The 23849-nt window shown below is 34.8% G+C and carries 23 protein-coding genes; 8 read left to right on the top strand and 15 right to left on the bottom strand.

The window, feature by feature from the left end; all coding sequences use genetic code 11:
- Positions 1-113 precede the first annotated feature (113 nt).
- The 8 genes from truB to modA all read right to left on the bottom strand — a co-directional run bounded on the left by truB (position 114) and on the right by modA (position 5671).
- On the bottom strand, positions 114-806 hold the full coding sequence (truB, locus tag J2W95_RS10360) for a tRNA pseudouridine(55) synthase TruB (protein WP_310006643.1): 693 nt from the start codon (positions 804-806) through the stop codon (positions 114-116).
- On the bottom strand, positions 806-1603 hold the full coding sequence (locus J2W95_RS10365; protein WP_310006645.1) for an undecaprenyl-diphosphate phosphatase: 798 nt from the start codon (positions 1601-1603) through the stop codon (positions 806-808). The genes truB and J2W95_RS10365 overlap by 1 nt, the downstream gene beginning before the upstream one ends.
- Positions 1604-1665: 62 nt before the next feature.
- On the bottom strand, positions 1666-1905 hold the full coding sequence (locus J2W95_RS10370; RefSeq protein ID WP_310006647.1) for a DUF3098 domain-containing protein: 240 nt from the start codon (positions 1903-1905) through the stop codon (positions 1666-1668).
- 76 nt (positions 1906-1981) lie between these two features.
- On the bottom strand, positions 1982-2857 hold the full coding sequence (locus tag J2W95_RS10375; protein ID WP_310006649.1) for a cell division protein FtsX: 876 nt from the start codon (positions 2855-2857) through the stop codon (positions 1982-1984).
- A 139-nt stretch (positions 2858-2996) separates the two neighbouring features.
- Positions 2997-3848, bottom strand: a complete 852-nt coding sequence (locus J2W95_RS10380) for an ABC transporter ATP-binding protein (protein WP_310006652.1) — start codon at positions 3846-3848, stop codon at positions 2997-2999.
- Between the two features lie 23 nt (positions 3849-3871).
- Positions 3872-4546, bottom strand: coding sequence for a molybdate ABC transporter permease subunit (gene modB, locus J2W95_RS10385; protein ID WP_310006654.1), 675 nt, complete (start codon positions 4544-4546; stop codon positions 3872-3874).
- The gene (locus J2W95_RS10390; protein WP_310006656.1) at positions 4539-4943 is read right to left on the bottom strand and encodes a TOBE domain-containing protein; all 405 of its coding nucleotides are present in this window, start codon (positions 4941-4943) and stop codon (positions 4539-4541) included. Before J2W95_RS10390 ends, modB begins: the two co-directional genes overlap by 8 nt.
- Complete coding sequence (gene modA / locus J2W95_RS10395; RefSeq protein WP_310006658.1) at positions 4943-5671, bottom strand: molybdate ABC transporter substrate-binding protein; 729 nt, start codon at positions 5669-5671, stop codon at positions 4943-4945. Before modA ends, J2W95_RS10390 begins: the two co-directional genes overlap by 1 nt.
- A 469-nt stretch (positions 5672-6140) precedes the next feature.
- Here modA and leuS point away from each other — a divergent pair, with 469 nt between their 5' ends.
- The 3 genes from leuS to J2W95_RS10410 all read left to right on the top strand — a co-directional run bounded on the left by leuS (position 6141) and on the right by J2W95_RS10410 (position 10078).
- Positions 6141-9005, top strand: coding sequence for a leucine--tRNA ligase (gene leuS / locus J2W95_RS10400; RefSeq protein ID WP_310006660.1), 2865 nt, complete (start codon positions 6141-6143; stop codon positions 9003-9005).
- A 114-nt stretch (positions 9006-9119) separates the two neighbouring features.
- A complete protein-coding gene (locus tag J2W95_RS10405; RefSeq protein ID WP_310006662.1) occupies positions 9120-9305 on the top strand; it encodes a hypothetical protein in 186 nt (61 codons plus the stop codon).
- 92 nt (positions 9306-9397) lie between these two features.
- Entirely contained in the window at positions 9398-10078 is a 681-nt protein-coding gene (locus J2W95_RS10410; protein ID WP_310006664.1) for a zinc metallopeptidase, read from the top strand.
- Between the two features lie 113 nt (positions 10079-10191).
- Here the strand turns inward: J2W95_RS10410 and J2W95_RS10415 are convergent, their stop codons facing one another.
- Positions 10192-10941, bottom strand: coding sequence for a uroporphyrinogen-III synthase (locus J2W95_RS10415; protein WP_310006665.1), 750 nt, complete (start codon positions 10939-10941; stop codon positions 10192-10194).
- 14 nt (positions 10942-10955) lie between these two features.
- Positions 10956-11627, bottom strand: coding sequence for a DUF4271 domain-containing protein (locus tag J2W95_RS10420; protein ID WP_310006667.1), 672 nt, complete (start codon positions 11625-11627; stop codon positions 10956-10958).
- A 100-nt stretch (positions 11628-11727) separates the two neighbouring features.
- Here J2W95_RS10420 and J2W95_RS10425 point away from each other — a divergent pair, with 100 nt between their 5' ends.
- From J2W95_RS10425 to J2W95_RS10435, 3 genes are read left to right on the top strand one after another with little or no spacing between them, the layout of a single operon-like run.
- On the top strand, positions 11728-12453 hold the full coding sequence (locus J2W95_RS10425; RefSeq protein WP_310006669.1) for a polyprenol monophosphomannose synthase: 726 nt from the start codon (positions 11728-11730) through the stop codon (positions 12451-12453).
- 13 nt (positions 12454-12466) lie between these two features.
- Positions 12467-13807 carry a dihydroorotase gene (locus J2W95_RS10430; RefSeq protein ID WP_310006671.1) on the top strand — a complete coding sequence of 447 codons (1341 nt, stop codon included), beginning with the start codon at positions 12467-12469 and terminating at the stop codon, positions 13805-13807.
- A gap of 10 nt (positions 13808-13817) precedes the next feature.
- A complete protein-coding gene (locus tag J2W95_RS10435; protein WP_310006673.1) occupies positions 13818-14312 on the top strand; it encodes a DUF4296 domain-containing protein in 495 nt (164 codons plus the stop codon).
- A gap of 6 nt (positions 14313-14318) precedes the next feature.
- Here the strand turns inward: J2W95_RS10435 and J2W95_RS10440 are convergent, their stop codons facing one another.
- The gene (locus tag J2W95_RS10440; RefSeq protein ID WP_310006675.1) at positions 14319-15308 is read right to left on the bottom strand and encodes an NAD-dependent epimerase/dehydratase family protein; all 990 of its coding nucleotides are present in this window, start codon (positions 15306-15308) and stop codon (positions 14319-14321) included.
- Between the two features lie 141 nt (positions 15309-15449).
- Between J2W95_RS10440 and tyrS the strand changes: the two genes are divergently transcribed.
- Positions 15450-16748: a tyrosine--tRNA ligase gene (gene tyrS, locus J2W95_RS10445; protein ID WP_310006676.1), complete on the top strand. Its 1299-nt coding sequence runs from the start codon at positions 15450-15452 to the stop codon at positions 16746-16748.
- 20 nt (positions 16749-16768) lie between these two features.
- On the opposite strand, the gene J2W95_RS10450 is transcribed toward tyrS, so the two are convergent.
- The 4 genes from J2W95_RS10450 to J2W95_RS10465 form a co-directional block, all read right to left on the bottom strand.
- Positions 16769-17749 (bottom strand): LuxE/PaaK family acyltransferase, encoded by a 981-nt coding sequence (locus J2W95_RS10450; protein ID WP_310006678.1) that lies wholly within the window; start codon positions 17747-17749, stop codon positions 16769-16771.
- Between the two features lie 136 nt (positions 17750-17885).
- Positions 17886-18224, bottom strand: coding sequence for a T9SS type A sorting domain-containing protein (locus J2W95_RS10455; protein WP_310006680.1), 339 nt, complete (start codon positions 18222-18224; stop codon positions 17886-17888).
- 132 nt (positions 18225-18356) lie between these two features.
- Entirely contained in the window at positions 18357-19772 is a 1416-nt protein-coding gene (locus J2W95_RS10460) for a hypothetical protein (RefSeq protein WP_310006682.1), read from the bottom strand.
- 193 nt (positions 19773-19965) lie between these two features.
- Positions 19966-22761 carry a TonB-dependent receptor gene (locus J2W95_RS10465; RefSeq protein WP_310006684.1) on the bottom strand — a complete coding sequence of 932 codons (2796 nt, stop codon included), beginning with the start codon at positions 22759-22761 and terminating at the stop codon, positions 19966-19968.
- Between the two features lie 237 nt (positions 22762-22998).
- On the opposite strand from J2W95_RS10465, the gene J2W95_RS10470 reads away from it, so the two are divergent.
- A complete protein-coding gene (locus J2W95_RS10470) occupies positions 22999-23682 on the top strand; it encodes a response regulator transcription factor (RefSeq protein WP_310006686.1) in 684 nt (227 codons plus the stop codon).
- Positions 23683-23849: the final 167 nt, after the last annotated feature.

Here is a 23849-nt window from a genome sequence, read left to right on the forward strand (position 1 = left end):
AATAGATATAGGTAGGTTTAAAAAATAAAGTATTTATTAAGTGCTTTATTTATCAAAAAAACACATCTCAAATTCAATTTTGGATTTGGTTATGTGTTTTTTTTGTTTACACTCTAGGGGTTAAGAGTTTGTTCAAAATCATTTACATCAATTGAATCATTCACATTGTAATCGCCAATTTTCGTGCGACGCAAAACCGTTAAATGTGATCCTGAATTCATTGCTTTTCCAAAATCATAAGCCAAGGAACGAATATAAGTTCCTTTGCTGCAAACCACTCTAAAATCTACTTCGGGAAGTGCAATTCTTGTAATTTCAAATTCGTGGATTGTAGTTTTTCTCGAAGCAATTTCAACTGTTTCTCCAGCACGGGCATGTTCGTATAAACGTACACCATCTTTTTTTATGGCTGAAAAAATGGGTGGTTTTTGGTCAATTTCACCCAAAAACTGTTTTACGGTTTCGTGTATAAGAGATTCATCGATATGATCTGTTGGGAAAGTTTGATCAATTTCGGTTTCCAAATCATAGGATGGAGTTGTGGCTCCAATGTAGAATGTCCCGGTATATTCTTTGAGCTGACCTTGTAATTCGGTGATTCTTTTGGTAAATTTTCCTGTGCAAACCAATAGTAACCCAGAAGCTAAAGGATCCAAAGTGCCTGCATGTCCAATCTTGAATTTTTTGGGTAATCCTGCTTTATTGATTAAGGCATATTTAAGTTTGTTTACCGCCTGAAAGGAAGTAAAATGCAAAGGCTTGTCAATTAAGAGAATCTGGCCGTTTAAAAAATCTTCGGTTGTCATTAGATTACGGTCAAAGGATGAATGAAAAAATGTATTGCCAATAATATGATTCCGGCAATAATTCGGTAGTAACCAAAAACTTTAAATCCGTTTTTTGTCAAAAATCCGATGAAGCTTTTAATTGCCAAAAGAGCAACAATAAAAGCAACTACATTACCTATAACTAATAAATTGATTTGATCGTCAGACAATACAAATCCATCTTTATAATAATCGTAACATTTTTTTACTGTTGCACCTAACATTGTAGGAACCGCAAGAAAAAATGAAAACTCAGCAGCAGATGTACGAGATAGTTTTTGTGACATTCCACCAACAATCGAAGCGCCACTTCTGGAAACTCCAGGAATCATGGCAAGACATTGGAATAATCCTATTTTTAATGCTTGTAGATAAGTGATGTCTTTTGCATTTTCGGATACATCAGGGTTGTTGAACCATTGATCTACTTTCAATAAAATAATTCCACCGATCAATAAAGAAACGGCAACGGTTACTGGATTTTCAAGTAAAGCGTCAATTTTTTTACTGAAAAGCAATCCGAAAACAACTGCAGGAATAAAGGCTACCAATAATTTGAAATAAAAATCAAAAGATTGAAAAAAGCGTCTGAAATACAAAACAACCACAGATAAAATGGCTCCCAATTGAATCACAATGGTAAAAAGTTTGGTAAAATCATCGTGAGCGATTCCAAAAAAAGAAGAGGCGATAATCATGTGTCCAGTTGAAGAAACAGGTAAAAACTCTGTAATCCCTTCAATAATGGCAAGAACGATAGCTTGTAATGTATTCATTTAATTTCAGATTTAGTGTGCAGATTTCAGTCTAGTGATAACTGAAAGCCAAATGCTACAAACTATTTTTTGGGGTTTTTAAGAATGGCATAAATGGTAATTCCAAATCCAATTAAAACGGTAGTTGGAGCCAAACGAATTCTTCGGAAATCAAATACTGCGTCATTAAAAACATTTGGGTCATCGCTTCCTCCGCCGGACATTAGTATAAAACCTAATGCAATTACTCCAATTCCAATTAATAGAATTTTATAGTTTACTTTCTCAAAAAGAAATTCGTGTTTGTGTTCTTCGTTTTTCATTATCTGTTTATTTTTTTAATGCTTAGCGAGTTCTTCTTCAGGCTCGTGTCTGCAAACTTAAAACTGCAATCTAAAATTAATAAAGGTCGTCTGTTCTTAAATTCAAGAAACGTTGTGTTGCAAAATAAGTACTCAACCAAGTGATTAAAATTCCAATTCCAAATACAGCAACCAATACAATTCCAATCATTAGTTTGTCGTCCAGGATTCCAAGGTCTGGGAAATTGTTCTCCAAGTAGATTAAAAGGCCTATTAAAGCTAGAACTGCAAGGCCAGCTCCAATCATTCCCAATTTTATGCTGCGCATAACAAATGGTTTTCTGATAAAGGATTTTGTTGCGCCTACCATTTGCATAGTTTTGATGATAAAACGATTGGAATATATCGACAGTCGTAATGAGCTATTGATTAAAAGTACCGCGATAAAAGTTAAGAAAGCACTAATAATCAAAATCCACATACTGACTTTTTTAATATTGTCATTTACTAAGTTAACCAATTGCTTGTCGTAAACAATATCCGAAACCATAGCGTTTTTGCGCAAACGTGCTTCTATTTTATTGATGCTGTCTCTTTCAACATAATCTGCTTTCAAGTGGATGTCATATGAGTTTTGCAAAGGATTTTCGCCCAAGAAGGTTACGAAATCTTCGCCAATAATATCGGTGTGCTCTTTTGCTGCCTGTTCTTTGGAAACATAGACAAAAGTTTTAGAAAACTTGGTGGTTTTTAGTTCCTGGCCAAAAGCCTTAAGAATAGAGTCATTGGCTTCTTTTTTGAAAAAAACAGTCATTGCTATTTTTTCTTTGAAGTCATCGGCCAGTTTTTTGGAATTAATAATAAAAAATCCCAGTATGCCTAGTAGAAACAACACTAAGAATATACTTAGCACTACCGAAAAATAAGAGGAAATTAACCTGCGCTTTTGAAACTTTTCAAAGGATGAACTCATAGTATGTCTAAATTATGGGGTAAAAATAATAAACATATTCATTAATTTGAAGTTAATAAGTCCCAAAGTTTTAACTTTCGTGTAAATAACTCGCTTTAGATGTAGAATAAATGAAGGTTGATTGGTTTTTACCGCCAATTCATGAAATAACCTGAATGATTGGATTAAACGCTTTTGAGGCAACCAATACTTTTTGCCCAACTCTAAAGTTTTGTATTTCGTCCTCGGTGGCTATTACTTTTACGATGTTGTTTCCGGAAAGTACTTGGACAACATAAATAATATCGCTTTTGGTGATGCTAATTATTTCTCCAGTCAGTTTGAATTTACTGCTTATTTTTTCTTCCGAAAACACATTTCCGGGCGTTTCTTCTTTGATGATTTTTCCTTTATCCAGAATAATGACTTTGTCCGAAAGTTTGAATATTTCGGGAATTGAATGACTTATCATTAAAGTGGTCAATTTATACTTTTGATGGATTTTCAGGATATAATCCTGAAGTTTAAAACGCATTTCGTCATCAAGTGCTGAGAGCGGTTCGTCGAGCAAAAGGATTTTTGGTTTACGGACAATCGCCCTTGCCAAAGCCACACGCTGTTTTTGCCCGCCAGATAAATTTTGAGGTTTGCAGTTTTGCAAAGACTGCAGTTCCATAAGTTCGATCAATTCGGAAACGATTTTACTGTTGTCGTTTTTTTGCAAAGCAAATTCTAAATTTTCTTTTACGGTCAAATTCGGGAACAATGCATAATCCTGAAAAACAAATCCGATTGAACGATTTTGGACTGACAAATGAAATTTGTTTTGAGAGTCATCCCAGATTTCATTCGCTACTTCAATGTGTGTTTTGTCGGCTTGGGTAAGCCCTGCCAATATTCTGAGTAGCGTTGTTTTTCCAGCTCCCGAATTTCCATAAATAGCCAGAAACTGTCCTTCTTCGATAGTGAAAGAAGCATTAAGAGGCAATTCTCCGTCTGCTGTTTGCAGCATTTTATAGGCATTAAACTGTATCATTAATAAAGAGTTGTTTTTCGGGACTTGTTATTAATTAAATGTACGGTCAGCAAAATGGAAAATGAAAACACAAACAATATTCCTGCATAAACATTGGCATTATCGTAATTCATCGATTCGACTTCTTCGTAAATGGCAATAGAAACTACCTTGGTTTCTTTTGGAATACTTCCTCCAACCATTAAGACAACGCCAAATTCTCCTACTGTATGCGCAAAGGTCATTATGATTCCGGTGAGCAATGAAGGACGAATATTCGGGAGGATGATTTTTAGGATGGTTGAGAACCTTGATTTTCCCAACGTAAAAGAAGCTTCCTGTAAAGAAACCGGAAGATTTTTTAAGCCCGAAAGAATTGGATTCACCATGAAAGGCAAACTGTATAAAACTGATGCTAGAATTAATCCTTGAAAAGTAAAAACCAATCGTAAATCAAAGTAATCGGATAGGAATTTGCCAAAAGCATTTTGTGGACTGAAAGCGACTAGAAGATAAAATCCCAAAACAGACGGAGGCAGGACTAAAGGTAAACTGATGATGGCTTCGATTACCGCTTTGAATCGGAAACGGCTATATGCTAGCCAATAACATAGTGGAATTGCCAAAAGCAAAAGAATAAGCGTTGTTACAAACGCCAATTTTGCGGTGAGCCATAATGGGTCAAAATCAATCATTGGGAGATAAGCTTATTTCGTTCGTTTTTATTAATGCAATTACCGTGTCGTTTTTTTCTAATTGCAGTTGCTCGCAAGCATTTGTCGTTATAATGGATTCTATAATTGTTTTTTCAAAGTTTAGGTTAACTTGACTGAGGAGAACGCCTTTTTTTATCGATTCAATCGTGCATTGCAATCGGTTTTGAATGCTGATATTTGGATTGGAATCTTTGGAAATAATGACTTCGGTTTCCTTAAAAATGATTTTTACGGAATGATCTATTTCGAGATAAGAGGCCGTTTCGGGTGTGTCCAGAACAATTGAAGTGAAAATAGTGTCATTTGATTTTACTTTCACCAATGAGATTCCTTCGTACGATTGGATTGCTGTTATATTTCCGTCTAGTGTGTTCATTATTTCTTAGTTGAATAACCGTAATATTTTAAAATAGCCGCCGCTTTTTTTGAAGAAATGAAATTGTAAAATTTAGTCGCAGCTGCATTTCCTTGTCCGTGCTTAAGGATTACGCAACCTTGTTCCAGAGGAGCGTGGCTTTTTTCGGGGATGATGTAATATTTGCCGCCTTCTTTCTGCATGTTTGGAGTGAGAACGAGTGATAAAGCCACGATTCCAATATCTGCGGCACCGGTTGTGGCAAATTGGGCGGTCTGCGTAATGTTTTCTCCAAAAACCAATTTGCTTTTTACCTTATCGTACACTTTGTAGAACTTCAAACTTTCTATGGCTTTTTCGCCATAAGGCGCTGTTGTGGGGTTGGCTATTGCTATTTTAACGATATTGACATTCAAAAGAGTGTTCATTTTTTTGATGTTGGGATCTGTTTTTTTGCTCCAAAGTGCCAGTTTTCCGGTGGCATACATTTTAATCTCCGATGCTGTCAGTTTTTTTTCTTTGAGTTTGTTGGGATAATCCATATCGGCGGAAAAGAATAAGTCGAAAGGAGCTCCATTTGAAATTTGCTCAAATAATTTCCCTGAAGCGCCATAGGTTACCTGTGCATCAATATTTGGGTTTTGGATTTTAAAAACGGTAGTTATGGAATCTAAGGCGACTTTTAGATTGGCTGCGGCGACAATGGTGATTTTTTGTTGGGCTCTGGCAACGCTAAATACTGATAACATTATCAGGACTGTTATATTGAAGAGCAATTTTCTAATGTTCATTGTTGGCCACTTTCTTGTTTTGATTAACAAATGTAAGTATTCTTACTTAGGGTAATTCGTTTTTGATTTATTTTTTATGACTGGCGTTATACTTTGCGGCTCTGCGCCTTTGCGTGAAATAGGGCTTGCAAAGGCGCAGAGGCGCAAAGAACTGAGGATTCAAAAATACAAAATATTCTCTTTAGCCCCGATAGCAGTGGAAATCCTTGTGAGCCGGTGTTCGGCTCGCAAGATTGCAACGGATAGCGGGACTAATGCCTCCTAAAAATGCCAAATCTTTCTGCTCCAAAATCAATTAATTGAGCACCCTTTTTTAAATAAAAAATAGCTTTGGTAACAAGCGACAATAACCGTAAATTTGCCAACTGAAAATTAGGAGAATATATCTTAGCAACTTAGTTTCTAAGTAACTCAGCAACTTGATAAAATGAAATACAATCCGAACGAAATAGAAGCCAAATGGCAAAAATACTGGGCAGAGCATAAAACTTTTGCAGCCAAAAACGATTCAGACAAACCAAAACATTATGTATTGGATATGTTTCCTTATCCTTCTGGAGCGGGATTGCACGTGGGGCATCCGCTAGGGTACATCGCTTCGGATGTGTATTCGAGATACAAAAGGCATCAAGGTTTTAACGTTTTGCACCCAATGGGGTATGACAGTTTTGGGTTACCGGCGGAGCAATATGCGATTCAGACTGGGCAACGTCCTGAGGATACGACTTCGGTGAATATTGACGGTGGTGTGGACAAAGAAGGGAAAGTGATTGCAGGATACAGAAAGCAATTGGATAAAATAGGATTTTCATTTGATTGGGATCGTGAAGTTCGTACTTCGAATCCTGATTATTACAAGCATACACAGTGGATTTTTATCCAATTGTTTAATTCGTGGTACAATAAAAATACAGACAAAGCAGAAGATATTTCGACTTTGACTTCGGTTTTTTCTGCGGAAGGAAATGGGAATGTAAATGCTGTTTGCGACGATAATATTGAATTATTTTCGGAAGATGAATGGAACGCTTTCGCAAAAGAACAGCAGGAGAAAATTTTGTTGCAATACCGATTGACGTATTTGGCGGAGACTGAAGTGAACTGGTGTCCAGGATTGGGAACGGTTTTGGCGAATGATGAAATCGTGAACGGTGTTTCGGAGCGTGGTGGTTATCCTGTGATTCGTAAAAAAATGACACAATGGAGCATGCGTATTTCGGCTTATGCTGAGCGTTTACTTCAAGGTTTGAATGATATTGATTGGAGTGAAAGCATTAAGGAAAGTCAGAGAAACTGGATTGGGAAATCGGTTGGAGCGATGGTAGATTTCAGATTACAGAATTCAGAAAGCAGTATTTCAGTATTTACTACAAGACCTGATACTATTTTTGGAGTTACATTTATGACTTTGGCGCCGGAACACGAATTGGTTGCACAAATCACGACTCCAGAGCAAAAAGCAGAAGTAGAAACTTATATCGAAAAAACAGCCAAACGTTCCGAAAGAGAGCGTATGGCAGATGTGAAAACTATTTCGGGAGTATTCACGGGAGCTTTTGCTGAGCATCCGTTTACCAAAGAGCCGATTCCGGTTTGGATTGGGGATTATGTTTTGGCTGGATATGGAACTGGTGCTGTAATGGCGGTTCCTTGTGGTGACGAAAGGGATTATGCTTTTGCGAATTTCTTCAAAGGTCAAAAAGGAATGCAGGAAATCAAAAACATTTTTGCAAATGTGGATATTTCCAAAGAAGCTTTTGGTTCTAAAGACAATGTGGAGATTGCCAATTCGGATTTCCTAAATGGATTGAATTACAAAGAAGCGACCAAAAAGATAATTGAGGAGTTAGAAAAAATAGGTCAAGGAAAAGGGAAAATCAATTACCGTTTGCGTGATGCAGTTTTCTCCCGTCAGCGTTATTGGGGAGAGCCTTTCCCTGTGTATTATGTGAATGGCTTACCGCAAATGATCGATGCGCAGCATTTGCCTATCATCTTACCAGAAGTAGAGAAATATTTGCCAACCGAAGACGGATTGCCTCCTCTAGGAAATGCAACAATCTGGGCTTGGGATACAAAAAACAATGAAGTTGTCAATACTGATTTGGTTGATAATTTCGAAATATTTCCTCTAGAATTAAATACTATGCCGGGTTGGGCGGGAAGTTCTTGGTATTGGATGCGTTATATGGATGCTAAAAATGAGGGAGAATTTGCGAGCAAAGAAGCTTTGGCGTATTGGGAAAGCGTGGATTTATACATTGGGGGGAGCGAACATGCTACTGGTCACCTGTTGTATTCCCGTTTTTGGAACAAATTCTTAAAAGACAAAGGTTTTGCGCCAACGGAAGAACCATTCAAGAAACTGATTAATCAGGGAATGATTTTGGGAATGAGTGCGTTTGTATATCGATTGGAAGGGACAAATACTTTTGTTTCAAAAAATAAAATTAACGGACAAGCTGTTCAGCCAATTCATACTGATGTTTCATTTGTAAACGCTTCGGAAGAATTGGATATTGAGAAATTCAAGCAGTTTAGAGAAGATTATAAAGATGCTGAATTCATTTGTGAAGACAACGGAAAATATATAGTAGGTCGTGAAATCGAAAAGATGTCGAAATCCAAATATAATGTAGTAACTCCAGATGATATTTGTAACGAATACGGAGCTGATACTTTGCGTTTGTATGAAATGTTCTTAGGTCCATTGGAACAAGCTAAGCCTTGGAACACTGCAGGAATTTCAGGAGTTTTTGGTTTTTTGAAAAAACTGTGCCGTTTGTACTTTGACGAAAATGGTTTGATTGTAACCAACGATGCGCCAACAAAAGACAACTTAAAATCATTGCACAAAACCATTAAGAAAGTGGCTGAGGATATCGAGAGTTTCTCTTTCAATACTTCGGTTTCGCAGTTCATGATTTGCGTGAATGAATTGTCAGCTCAAAATTGTCATTCTCGTGCTATTCTGGAGCCATTGGCAATTGTGATTTCGCCTTATGCACCTCACATTGCTGAAGAATTGTGGTCGTTATTAGGAAATACAGATTCTATTGCTACAGTAACGTTCCCGGTATTTGAACCGGCTCATTTGGTGGAAAGTGATAAGGAATATCCAGTTTCTTTCAATGGAAAAATGCGTTTCACCATCAATTTGCCTTTGGATTTAACCAAAGAACAAATCGAGGAAATCGTAATGAAAGACGAAAGAACCATCAAACAATTGGACGGTAAAACGCCAAACAAGGTGATTATAGTTCCGGGGAAAATCATCAATTTGGTGGGGTAACCTTTAAAAAAAATCAATATTAAAAATCCCAAATTTCAATTTTACGATTGGAGTCTGGGATTTTTTTTGTGTAACATTTTTCGAGTTTCTATAACCAATATAAAAAACATAAAAATGAAAAAACACGAAATTCACATTTTGAAAAAGAAGGCTGGTTTTTCCGGTATGAAAGAAGAATTATCAAAAGAGGTGGAGATTTTCTTGAATACTAAATCTTCTGAAGGGTATGAGGTTGTAGATGTTTCTTTTACGTATTATGAAGGCGCAGAATTGATAGCCTTTATTACAATTTGTAGGTAATTTGTAAATGCCAAAATGACACAAAAACAATTTGGTTCAGAATTTGATGTTTAATTTATAGATTTTAAACATAAAATAAAAAAAACAAAAATATGGGAATGAGTTATTTGATTCTTGCAGGTGGTATTATGCTTGCAAGCTGGTTAGTGAGTTCTACACTAAAGAGTAAATTCGAGTTTTATTCTAAAGTCCGTTTGCAAAACGGAATGTCCGGTGCCGAAATCGCCGAGAAAATGCTTGCCGATCACGGTATTCGTGATGTAAGAGTAATTTCGACGCCAGGGCAATTGACAGATCATTACAATCCGGTGGACAAAACTGTTAATTTGAGCGAGGCCGTTTATAATCAAAGAAATGCGGCAGCAGCAGCAGTTGCGGCGCACGAATGCGGACACGCGGTGCAGCACGCCACTGCTTATAGTATGCTGACTTTGCGTTCTCAGTTAGTGCCAATTGTAAATGTGGCTTCGTCTTATATGCAATGGATTTTGTTGGCTGGAATCTTGATGATTAATACCTTTCCGTCACTTTTGTTGATTGGAATAGTGATTTTTGCCGCAACGACTTTGTTTTCGATTGTGACATTACCAGTAGAATATGATGCGAGTAATAGAGCTTTGGCTTGGCTGGAGAATAAAAATATGCTAACGAGAGAAGAACATGCTGGAGCAAAAGATTCCTTGAAATGGGCTGCTAGAACGTATGTTGTTGCTGCATTGGGATCTATTGCTACTTTATTGTATTACGTTTCTATTTATATGAATAGAAGGTAGTTAAAAAGAGGAAATTCTAAATAAAAAATCCCAAATTCCAATCGTAAAATTGGGATTTGGGATTTTTTTTATTGTCATTGAAATTGCAATTGATATTGATATTTCAGAGAAGTCTATTTTGCTTTGTTAGCTTCAGTTATGTATTTTTCTAAAGCCATTGTCATTGATGGAGTTCCAGGTGTTGGAGCCATAATATCTATTCGCAATCCGTGATCTAAAGCTTCTTTTTGAGTAGTACTGCCAAAAACGGCTATTCGAGTATTGTTTTGTTCAAAATCGGGAAAGTTTTTATATAATGATTTAATTCCAGTTGGGCTAAAGAAAGCCAATACATCGTAATAAACATCGGCCAAATCAGATAAGTCACTCATAACAGTTTTGTAAAAAGTGGCTGGAGTCCAGTCTACTTTTAAACCATTTAGAGTTACTGGAATGTCGGCGTTTAATTGATCAGATGCCGGTAGCAAGAATTTTTCGTCTTTATATTTTTTAATTAAAGGCGACAAATCAGCAAAATCTTTAGGGCCTACATAAATTTTACGTTTTCTGTATACTACGTATTTTTGTAGGTAGAATGCAATTGCTTCAGATTGACAAAAGTATTTTAATCCTTCTGGAACTTTATAGCGCATCTCATCTGCCACTCTAAAAAAGTGATCCACACCATTTTTGCTTGTTAATATAATAGCAGAGTAGTTGTTAAGATCGATTTTTTGAAGTCTAATCTCTTTTGCGCTTACCCCTTCTACGTGAATAAAAGGTCTGAAATCAATTTTTACTTTATGCTTTTGTTGAAGCTCAAAGTATGGAGAATTTTCCACTTTAGGTTCTGGTTGTGATACCAAAATTGTTTTCACTTTCATATTTTAAATAATTTCTAAACGCTACCTTTTGTAAACCAATAATACATAAAATAATAGGGTGCTATTTCAAGAGTGCAAAGATATAAAATAAAATAAAACAACTTACTGAAAATTTCTTTTCTGTAGTTTTTTATGGAGTATGCATAAAGTAACACGTTCAAAACTAATATGCTATACAAAACCAGTAGTGGAATATTTTTTAAGATAGATTCATAATAAAATAAAATGATGTCGATTGGTAGTAATAATAAGCCTACGTATGTTCGATAAGTAACTTTTTGCAAATTAAATTGTTCAAGAAGTTCTTCTATTTTAAATGTTGTTGCAATGATTTTTTCGATTAAAAATTTCGATAAAATGAAGTAAATGATAAAAGTAAATATTTGAATAAATAAGATCCAATCTGTTTTTGAACCATAACCGAAATGATTCAGTAAAATTTGAATAAAGAGGGAAAAGGAAATAATTTGAACCACGAATAAGGATATTGAAAACATTCCCATCAAGTGACTGCTGTCTCTGTATATTCTAACGTATTTGTCTGAAAAAATGAGCTTTGTGAAATCTTCAAAGCGATTTTCATAGATCGATTTGGTTAATGCAATGATGCCAAATGACAAAATAAAAACGATTGTTATCCAGTCGTTAGTGTCAGTTATTCTAGGATGAAGTACATGTTCAGTCATAATTAGAGCAAAATTAGTGATTTTTATAACATTATTTATTATAATTTTATAATAATCAAATGGCATAAAAGGTTACTTTTGCACGGAAATTACGCGAAACATGAACAATTGCATTGTTATAATCCCCACCTATAACGAAATTGAAAACATAGAAAGCATTATTAGAGCAGTGCTCTCTCAACACAAACCTTTCCATGTCTTAATTATTGATGATAACTCCCCGGATCATACTGCGGATAAAGTGGTAATGCTTCAGTCAGAGTACAATGGTAGGTTGTTTTTGGAGAAAAGAACTAAAAAATCGGGACTAGGGACTGCCTATGTGCACGGTTTTAAATGGGCATTGCAAAATAACTATGATTTCATTTTTGAAATGGATGCTGATTTTTCCCACAATCCAAATGATTTAGAAAAATTATACGATGCTTGTCATTTTGGTGATGCTGATTTATCTATTGGATCTCGCTATGTAACTGGAGTAAATGTTGTAAATTGGCCTTTAAGTCGTGTATTGATGTCCTATTTTGCATCGGTTTATGTGCGTATGATAACCGGAATGAAAATTCATGATGCTACTGCTGGATTTGTTTGTTATAAAAAAGAAGTATTGGAGTCAATTAATTTGGACAAAATTAAGTTTGTTGGTTATGCTTTTCAGATTGAAATGAAATACCGAACGTATTCTAAGAAATTTGCCATTTCAGAAGTGCCTATTATTTTTACTGATAGAACCAAAGGGCAGTCTAAAATGAGTAATTCGATAATTGTTGAAGCCGTATTTGGGGTTATTATGTTGCGTTTAAAAAAGTTAGTTAACAGTTTGTAAAAGAAAAGATACTATGAATAGATATTTGATTAAAAATGCTAAAATAGTAAATGAAGGAGTTATTTTTGAAGGGGACGTGCTGGTAGAGAATGACCTTATTGTTGAGGTTGCAGAGAATATTAGCCTGAAATCTTCTAATTGTATGATTATTGATGCAGAAGGAAATTATCTTTTGCCTGGTGTCATCGATGATCAAGTGCATTTTAGAGAGCCGGGACTTACTCATAAGGGAGATATTGAATCAGAGTCTAAAGCTGCAGTTGCAGGAGGGATTACTTCATATATTGAACAGCCAAATACTGTTCCCAATGCTGTTACGCAAGAAATTCTAGAAGAAAAATATCAAATAGCGGCCGAAAAATCTTTTGCCAACTATTCTTTTATGATGGGCGCTACCAATGATAATCTAGAGGAAGTACTGAAAACAAATCCAAAGAATGTTGCTGGAATCAAAATATTTTTAGGTTCTTCTACCGGGAATATGTTGGTGGACAATGAAGCGGTTTTGGAAAAAATATTCACTTGTACTTCAATGCTGATTGCGGTTCATTGTGAGGATGAAATGACAATTAAAAACAATTTAGAAAAATACAAAGAAGAATTTGGTGAAGATGTGCCAGTAACTGCACATCATCTTATACGTAGTGAAGATGCCTGTTATATTTCTTCTTCAAAAGCAGTTGCTCTAGCCAAAAAAACAGGAGCAAGATTACACGTTTTCCATCTTTCGACTGCTAAAGAAATGGAATTGTTTAGCAATAAAATTCCACTTGAGGAGAAAAAAATTACAGCCGAAGTTTGTGTGCACCATTTGTGGTTTACCAATGATGATTATGCTACAAAAGGGAATTTGATTAAATGGAACCCAGCAGTAAAAACTGAAAACGATAGGAAAGTATTGTGGGAAGCACTTAATGATGGGCGAATTGATGTCATTGCGACCGATCACGCTCCGCATACATTAGACGAGAAAAAACAAAAATACCTACAAGCTCCATCAGGTGGGCCATTAGTTCAGCATGCACTTGTGGCTATGTTTGAAGCACATCATCAAGGGAAAATAAGTGTGGAGAAAATTGTCGAAAAGATGTGTCATAACCCAGCCAAAATTTTCAAAATTGAAAAAAGAGGTTTTGTTAAAGAAGGCTATTTTGCCGATTTGGTAATCATCAATGCAGGATTACCTTGGAGCGTTAAGAAAGAAAATATACTTTCTAAATGCGGATGGTCTCCTTTTGAAAAGTTTACTTTTAAATCAAGGATTACACATACTTTTGTAAATGGTAAGCTGGTTTACTCTGGCTTTAAGGTTAAAGATATTCGTGCCGGTCAAAGATTATCGTTCGACAGATAAAATATATTAGATGAGAAAAATAATATCTCTTTTTGCTTTAGTTACCTTGTTTTTGAGTTGCAATAAGGATTTGGTTGAAAAACCAGATAATCTTATTGATAAAAAAGTGATGGGAGATATTCTTTATGATATGTCGATTTTGGAAGCTTTAAAGTATCAGAATCCTAATTCCTTATACAAGAACGGGATTAACCCGAAGTCTTATATTTATAAAAAATATAAAATTGACAGCATTCAGTTTGTAAAAAGCAATGCCTATTATGCCGCTGATTATAGAGAATACAAAAAAATGTACGATGCTCTTAACGATCGTTTGATTAAGGAAAAAAAGACTGTAGATTTGATTGTCAAAAAAGAATCAAAAAAAGTAGCTGCACTTAAAAAAGCGAAAGCAAAGAAGGTACAGGATTCTATAAAAAAGGCCAAGAAAATCAAGGATTTGAAAGTCAAAAAAGAAAAAGATTCTATTGCTCAAAAAAATCAAGAAATAAAATCTAAAAAATAGAAACAATTACAGATTTGTAATTTCCTTTATATAATTATGAACGTCTATGAATGTAATATTCAAGGCGTTTTTTATTTTTTCATTGGAATATAAATCGGTTGTGTAAGAAGATCTGGCAGAGGCTTTACTGAGTTGTCTCTTTTGACCAAAAACATTGGAAGCAACCCAATCCAGTTTTGATAAAATATTCATCATTAGTGGAGTGGCATGGTATTTAGGTCTTTTGACTTTTAAGGCATCGGCAATGGAGTATAGGAAATCCTGAAAAATGATGTTCTGGCTTATTAGCGTAAATCGTTCGCCATGAATGGGACTTTTCATCAGCTGATGCATTATAGACACCACATCCGAAATGGCTACAAAACCTGTCAATCCTTTGGTATAAAAAGCTAATCCGTTTTTTACTTTTGTAAAAAGTTCACCACTTCCTTGATTCCAAAAGCCCGGACCAATAATGACACCAGGGTTTACAACCACGACTTCAAGTCCTTCTTGTAGACCGCGCCATATTTCCATTTCGGCACCATATTTTGAAATGGCGTAATCGCTATGCGGTTTTTCAGGATTCCATTCGGTTTCTTCTGTAATAATGGATTCATGTTCCGGCAAGTCGCCAAGAGCTGCTATGGAGCTCACATGACAAAGTTTTTTGACGTTTTTGGATAAACAAAAGTTTACAATGTTTGCTGTTCCTTCAATATTGATTTTTCGAACGAGATCTTCTTCTTTTGGATCAAAGGAAATCATCGCTGCACAATGGTATACTTGCTCTATTCCCTGAAAGGCATTCTCTAAAGTTGGAATGTCTAGAATATCGCCTTGAATCCATTGGATAGAATCATAAAGAGCCTCTTTTTTGTACAATGAAAACAGCGCTTTTGTTTTATGGGTATTGTCTAAATTTCTATAGAGGGCACGTACATTTTCTCCCTTCTCCAATAGGTGAATTAAAAGATGTGCGCCAACTAAACCTGTTCCTCCTGTGACTAATACCATATTTACAAATATATTATTTTATGTTGATTGGTTAAATCGTTTAAGTGTTTATTTGGTAAAACTTTTTTTCGATTAACCGATTAAACAAATAAGCAAATCAACATTAAGTTTTATCTTTGCTCAAAATTGATTATTTTATAGATGAAAAATATTATTTCCGAATTACAATGGCGTGGTTTAGTACACGACATCATGCCAGGGACTGAAGAACAACTTTTAAAAGAAATGACGGCTACTTATATTGGGTTTGATCCCACATCAGATTCATTGCATATTGGTAGTTTGGTGCCAATTATTTTATTGGTTCACCTTAAGAATTTTGGGCATAAACCAATTGCTTTGGTAGGTGGTGCGACTGGAATGATTGGAGATCCTTCCGGAAAATCAGATGAGAGAAATTTATTGGATGAAGCCACTTTAAATCATAACGTTGAAGGTATAAAAGGAGTTTTGTCTCGTTTCTTAGACTTTAATGATACTGCTACAAATGCTCCGGTTTTGGTTAATAACTACGATTGGATGAAAGGGTTGTCATTCATTAATTTTGCTCGTGATGTCGGTAAGCGTATTACGGTAAATTATATGATGGCCAAAGATTCTGTTAAGAAAAGATTGTCTGGAGAAGGAGAAGGGATGTCATTTACTGAATTTACTTATCAATTGATTCAAGGGTACGATTTTTACCATTTGCATAAAGAATACAATTGTTTGTTGCAAATGGGAGGCTCGGATCAATGGGGGAATATTACCACAGGAACCGAGTTGGTTAGAAGAATGAACGTTGGTGAAGAAGCCAAAGCTTTTGCGATGACTTGTCCGTTAATTACCAAAGCCGATGGTTCTAAATTTGGAAAATCCGAAGGAGGAAATGTGTGGTTAACTGCAGATAAAACTTCAGTTTATAAATTTTACCAATTTTGGTTGAATACTACAGATGTAGATGCTGAGAAATATATCAAGATTTTTACTTTCTTGGACAAAGAAACTATAGACGCTTTAATTGAAGAGCATAAAATAGCTCCGCATTTAAGAGTTTTACAAAGAAAATTAGCTGAAGAGTTAACTGTTTTTGTTCACTCAGCTGAAGAATTGGAGAAAGCGATTAAAGCTTCGAATATTCTTTTTGGAAATGCTACTGCCGATGATTTGAAACAATTGGATGAAACTACTTTTCTAGAGGTTTTTGACGGAGTTCCTCAAGCTGAAATTTCAAGAAACGACGTTCAAGTAGGATTGGATATTGTTCTAGTTTTGAATGAAAAAACAGGATTCTTCAAATCGAATGGAGAGGCAAGAAGGGCTTTGACTGCCAACTCTATTTCGGTGAACAAAGAAAAAGTGAATGAAACATTTGTGCTTTCTACAAAAGATTTGATAAATAATCAATTTGTGCTGTTGCAAAGCGGTAAGAAAAATTATTTTGTGATTAGGGTTGTTTAAAAGTTTAACGATTCAACAATCTAAACAACCATCAAATTACAACCACGAATATCAGAATTATCAAAACGTCCCAATACTTCGAAAGTTGTATTGGGATATTTTTTGCCCAAATCTTGCGTAGCAATAAATGAACAGGAATTGATATTAGCTAAGTCGATAACGTTAATTCCGCCCGTTTTTCCATCGTTAATGTATGTCAAGGCATCTTCGGTATCGCGAATGTGTATTTGCATCCAAGAAGGGCATTCAAATACGCCATTTCCTAACGAATAAGCTTGGGATAGTAATTCGGTCATTCCATACTCAGAATGGATGGCTGTGACGCCAAATCCGTCGTAAAGTTGTTCGTGTAATTCTTCCCGAATCATTTCTTTGCGTTTTCCTTTCATTCCTCCGGTTTCCATAATAATGGTGTGCTGCAGTTGGAAGGTATGTTTTTCAATTAAATCCAATAAAGCATAGGTAACCCCAATCAGAATAACATTTTGTCCTGCTTGGTCCAACTCAATCAGTTTTTGGATTAGTCCCTCGTGATTGTTGAGATAAAATCCACTTTCGCTGTTGTTAGTCAATTGTATTAAATCTTCAACCATATAAATCAATGAGGATCCTTCTCTTTCAAGATAGGAGGGAAGTAAGGCTAAGACAACGTAGTCTTCAATATTTCCGTAAAATTGGGAAAAACCTTTGCGATAGCTTTCTTCATAAATAGAAACATCAGTAACGATATGTCTGCTTGTTATGGTTCCTGTTGTTCCACTACTGGTAAAAGTTGCCTGAATTGGATTATTGTTTGATACAACATTATGGCTTTTGAAAAACTGAATGGGTAAAAAAGGTATTTGATGCAACGATTTTACTTTTTGCGGATTCGTTTTTAGCAAATCACAAAATTCTTGGTAGACCAAATTGTTCTCGTATTGAAATCGGAACACTTTTAAAGCTATTTTTTCAAATTGCTTCTGACTCGAAATGGTAAATATGTCGCTGGCTGTAATCAAGTTCTTTTTTTTGAGGACAAAGGTATTATTATTTTGGAACCTTTTTTTGAGAAAATTAGATGTTTGTGGCTTTGAAAAGTTTCAAAAAAAAAAGTTCCAATGAAAATTGGAACTTTTATGAATATTTTAAGAAGAATTATTGGATTATTAATTTTCGACTACTCGTTGCGCTTTCTTCAGTGATTTTGATGATATAAACTCCCGGAGAAAGATTAGAAACGTTTAGTTCTTTGGTGCTAATAATAGTTTGCAATACTTTTTTTCCTAATACGTCAAAAATTATGATTTCTTTTTCTAAATCGTTTTTTGAAGAAATGTAGACTTTACCATTAGTCACAGGGTTTGGATACAAATTTAACCCTTCAATTGAAGTGCTTTCTTGTATCTTTGGCGACTGTTTACTGTCTTGTGCAGTTGCACTAGTAGTAAAAAAAATGGCCATTAAAATAATAATATAAAAGTAGTTTTTTTTCATTCGCATTATAAATACATTGTAAATGTAGCAAAAATAGTTTACAAAAAAAAATACCTCCCAAAAAGTGAGAGGTATTTAACTAATTCAAAATCAGGGCTTACTTTGGTAAATTTACTTTTTTATGGTAAAAAACTATTTAGTCAAGTCTACGCCATTAACTGTTGCCCATGCACCAGCTGTTAAAGAAGCACCAGTTGCTGTAGTACTAATTACGAAATTTGCAGCTGGGAATGTTACAACTCCATCCCAAGGAGATTTTACAACACCTAAAACATTTTTAGAAGTTCCTGATATTTTAACGTTTGTAATTTTTATTTTAGAACCATTTACTTGATTTGTATTTGTTCCAGCATCTTGGATTTTTATTGCAGCACCAGTGTATAAAGTTCCTGCTTCAGTGTAATCACCATAACCTTCTATGATAATGTTACTGAAGTCACCATTTCCTTCATTTTTAAATTGGATAGCATCAACTTGAACATCACCAACTGCTTCTGGAGTTGTTCCAGCTGCTCTTCTTAAAGTAATATTGGTAACTTTTGGAAAATAAGCGTTGTTGTTTTTTACACATTCAATTTCCATTCCAAAATTTCCTTTTCCAGCTTGATATGCATACCAGTTTGTACTTGCTTGACCGTTCCAGCCATCTTGCCAGTCAAATGAATCATCTGTGTTACCATAAGAGATTGCATTTGTTAAACTTACAGTTCCACCATAGAACTCAAATCCGTCATCTGCACCTTTATAAGAAACTAAATGATCTAATGTTGTTCCAGAACCAACTGAATAGAAAGAGAATCCGTTTAATTCTTTTGTACCATCAGCTAATTTTGATCCAGCATATTCTACTCTAACGTATTTTAACGAACCACCATTGTGAGCATCATTTGTACCACCATAAGGTAAAGCGTTTCCATCTTCAGAGGTTGAAGTTTTAACACCGTTAATAGCATTGATCGGAGCGTCACCATACATGATAATACCTCCCCAAGAGCCTGCAATTCCAGATTTTTCAGTAAATACAACTGGTTTGTCAGCGGTACCGTTGGCGATTAATTTACCACCTTTCAATACAACTAATGCATTATCCCCTGTTGTTTTATCAACTGTAATAGTTGAACCAGCTTCAAAAGTTAATGTCACACCATCGTTAATTTTTACAACACCTTTCATAGTGTAATTTCCGTAAGCATAAGTTTTGTTTGCTGTTATTGGTCCTGTTATTTCTCCAGTGGCAGCTGGTATTGCTGATACAGTTACTGTTTTTGTCACTGAAATTGTTTGAGCGGTATATGTAATTGTTGAAGTTCCTACTGAAACCCCTACAATTTCTCCACTTGTAGCATTAACAGTTGCAACAGCTGGAGTAGAACTGGTAAATGTTCCACCAGTTGTTGTACTTGTAAAAATTGTTGTTCCTCCTACAATAATACTTTCAGTTCCTGTTAAAGGGGCAACTGTAAATGGAACGGTGTCATCATCGTTACTGCTACATGATGAGATTAATAAACCTAAAGACATTGCTAAGGCGAAAAATTTAGTTTTCATAATTGTTGTTTAATAGTTATTTCTTGAAACAAAAATACTTTAGGAATTCAATCTGCACGTTAGCTAATTATTACAATACTGTTATTATAAAAGCCCTAAAGTGTAAATAAAATGTTAAGAGATTATTTGGCTTTATGCTACAAAAAAAGCCCTAAATTAATAGGGCTTTCAAGCTATTGAAACTCAGTTTTTCTTAAAAAGTATATCCTAGGCTTAAAGAAAATCCTCTTCCTTTTTTATAGCTGTCTGTCAATGGATTTCCTATAACCGGTACTGTACTGTTGTCTCCCAATTCGAATTCACGTGATGGATCTATTAAATTGTCGGCAGAGAATTTTAGATCAAAATGTTCTGATAATTTACTGCTCCAAACAAAATCCAATTGTTGTACAGGCAATTCATAAATATGATCTAAATTGTTTGTTCCTACCGCATATATTCTTTTTCCAAATACGGAGTAAACTAATGAAACAGTATTGCTCCATGATTGGCTAAAATCAAACTGGTATTTTAAATCGGAATTAATCAGCCAATTCGAAGCTCCTTGTAAATCTCTTGTTTGATGAGTTTCTATAGATTCTGACTGAGATCCATCAGGATTTGTTGTAAATGGACTTACTTCGACTTTAGTACTCATTAATGATGTGTTAAACCCTAATGAAAAATCTGAAAGGTTTGTATTTATACGACCTAGATCATAAATAAACTCAATTTCGGCACCATATAAAATTGCGTTATCCGAATTTAAATAGGTAATGATAGTGGAACCCGCAGCATTTGAAGTAAACGTTCTTTCAATAGGACTTTCCATTTTCTTTCCAAAAATACCTACAGCAAACATTTCTTTTGAAGTTGGGAAAAGTTCGTATTTCAAATCAAGATTATAATTATCACTATTCACTAAAAACGGGTTTCCTTTCATTGAAGTTCCATCGGCATTGACATATTCAATAGGATAAGCTTCCATTATCACAGGCTTTGTATAAGTAACCCCACCTGCAAAACGAATATTTGAATTTTCATTTAGCCCGTATTTTAAGTTCAAGGAAGGTAAGAAATAGACTTTATCATATTTTAGAGTTTCGAATGGTTCGTCAAAAGAACCTTGTTGTCTGTATTTCGTTTCTCTATTGGTACTTTCTACTCTTACTCCAGCATTAGCTTCCAATTTTTCGTTGAATTTATAAAGCAAATTGGCATATCCTGCATTCGCGCCTTCATTTAATATTGCTTTATATGTTGAATTGGAACTTTCCTTAAAATGAAAAGCACCAGAAGCTATATATGCATTTAATTGCTCATCGATACTGTTAAGTGGCGCATCGATATTTGGACCTGCTGTTGGAGAAATAAAACGATAAGAAGATTCCATGTCAGAAGTGTTGCCATTATATCCAACAGTCAATTTGTTGTTTTTATCTACTCCTCCAAATTTTAAACTGTATTCAGCCAATCCGGATAAATAAGTATTTCCTGTAATTTCTAAATACTGCTTAATGAAGTTGTTACCTGCAATCGAAGCAAGTATTCCGTTATTTGGAGTTTTCGCTCCAGAAAAAGCTTTTCTGTCCGGCTGATCGTATTTTGTTACAGCATAAGATATGCCGGCTTTTATAGTTTGGTTTTTGTCTTCCGTCAAAGCGAATTCTCCTCCTAATTGATTGTTCCAATAAATGGATTGGTCTAATTGATTGGTACGAATGAGTGTTTTGTTTTCTCCTGTTCCTGTTTCGGCGTTGGCAACACCATATTGGTCTTTGATTAAATTGTCTGTAGTTTTTATAAAAAGACTATTGAGAGTTAACTTCAAACGATTTGTGTTATAATTTAAACCCAGCAAACCAGTTAAAGCTGTTTTATAATGGCTGTCTGTGGTTACGAAATCAGTTTTGTAGTCGATACCAGTACTTTGATAGCGAAATGTTCTGTCTACACCTTCTTGGATACTAAAACTATTTTCTGCATTTATAGAGAAAAGATAAGAGAAGTTTTTTCCATCAGTTAAACTAAATTTTTCTGAATGTAAAAGACCGATACTAGTATTTAATGGGCTTTTTATTTCTGAAACGTCAAAACCGCTTTGAAATGAATTTAAAGATTCTGTTGGAGTGAAAACATGACTTGATGGAGTATCACCTAATAACGCAGGCAAGTCTCTGTTATCTGCAGTCAAACCAAAGAAACCTTCAGCTGAATCAGCATCTTTAGAAAGCGAAAAGGTTTTTAAGTTACTGTTTACTGTATAGCTTGTTCCGATGTTGATTTTTGTAACACTCTTTGATCCTTTTGAAGTTTGAATGTTAAATGTCCCGCCAGCAAAATCTCCGTAAATGTTAGGGCTAAATGTCTTGTAAACCTCAATAACTCCTACAATGTCTGTAGAGAATAAGTCTAAAGGAATGATTTTTAAAAACGGATTGTTTGTTGGAGCAGCCAAATCATTAATCAATAAATTATTGTAACGATCTTCCAGTCCACGAACGAATAAACCTCTTGAACCTACTTTTGTGATTCCGGTTATTTTGGTTAAACCTTCTTCAACATCGCTAACACCTTTTCTGGACATTTCTTGGGCACCAATACTTTGTTTAATAACAGCGGCATTTTTTTGTTCTAATAATAAAGCGGTTTCTTTTTCACGTCCACCACTTGATTTTACAACAACATCTTTTAGTTTGTAGCTTCCAGAACCCAATGAACTATTTACTGTTACAGTTTCGTTGGCAATCACAGTTACAGGAACTTCTGTAGTTTCATAACCCACAAAACTGAATTGCACAGTATAATTTCCCGGGGCTATCGCAATTGTGTATTTCCCTTCTACATCAGTGTTGGTACCAATTTTTGTTCCTTTGATCAGCACATTGGCAAATGGTAAGGATTGATTATTGGAATCTTTGTCTAATAAAATACCTGTTATTGTTCCTTTGTTTTGAGAGAAACCAATCGCACAAATAAATAGTGTAAAGAATAGAAATTTTAATTTCATTTTTAGTAGTATTAATTTTTCTGCAAATAAATGGCAGGATTCTAGTCTTTGTGTTAACATCAGGTTATGAATGGATATCATAATTATTATGAAATTGTTAACATATTAAATTAAGGTTAAGACCTCTTTTTTTATATTGATACTTACCGTTTATTATTACTTTTACATTGCAATAAAAAGTCATTGTATTTAATTAAGAGATAAATACAATCGAAAAACTTAATTTTTGCTTTAAATATGAAGAAAAGAAACACAAAGATTCTTCTGGTTGATGATGAACCGGATATTTTAGAAATTGTAGGCTATAACCTAGCGCAAGAAGGGTATCAAATTGTTACAGCTATCAATGGTAAAGAAGCTATTGAAAAAGCAAAAAAAGAAATACCAAGCCTTATTATAATGGATGTCATGATGCCAGAAATGGACGGAATGGAAGCTTGTGAACATATTAGAAGAATACCCGAGTTGAATAATGTTATCATTACATTTTTGACAGCAAGAAGTGAAGATTATTCTCAAGTGGCTGGATTTGATGCCGGTGCCGATGATTATATTACTAAACCGATAAAACCAAAATTATTGGTTAGCAAAGTGAAAGCATTGTTGCGAAGATTGAAAGAACAAGATCAAAACAGTGAAACACTTAATGTGGGGGGAATCGAAATCAACCGTGAAGAATATAAAATTGTAAAAGACAATCTTGAAATTGCTTTGCCAAGAAAAGAGTTTGAATTGTTCTATCTATTAGCTTCAAAACCTGGAAAAGTTTTCAAACGAGAAGAAATTTTGGATAAAGTTTGGGGAAATGATGTAGTTGTTGGTGGTAGAACTATCGACGTACACATTAGAAAACTTCGTGAAAAAATAGGTGATGATCTTTTCAAAACCATAAAAGGAGTAGGGTATAAATTTGAAGTTTAAATATAGAACCTAAGATTCTAAGCTACTAAGAAAATAAGTTTTTATGCTGGCAATTTAAAAAGACGAAGTAATTGTTTCTAAAAATGAGAATTAATATACCTGCGTTTAGAAAAAGAACATCAAACTTTTTCTTAGAATATTATCAACTTAGTATCTTAGCCTCTTAT

The organism is Flavobacterium granuli, assembly GCF_031456055.1.
In the GTDB taxonomy this organism is placed as follows: Bacteria; Bacteroidota; Bacteroidia; order Flavobacteriales; family Flavobacteriaceae; genus Flavobacterium; species Flavobacterium granuli_A.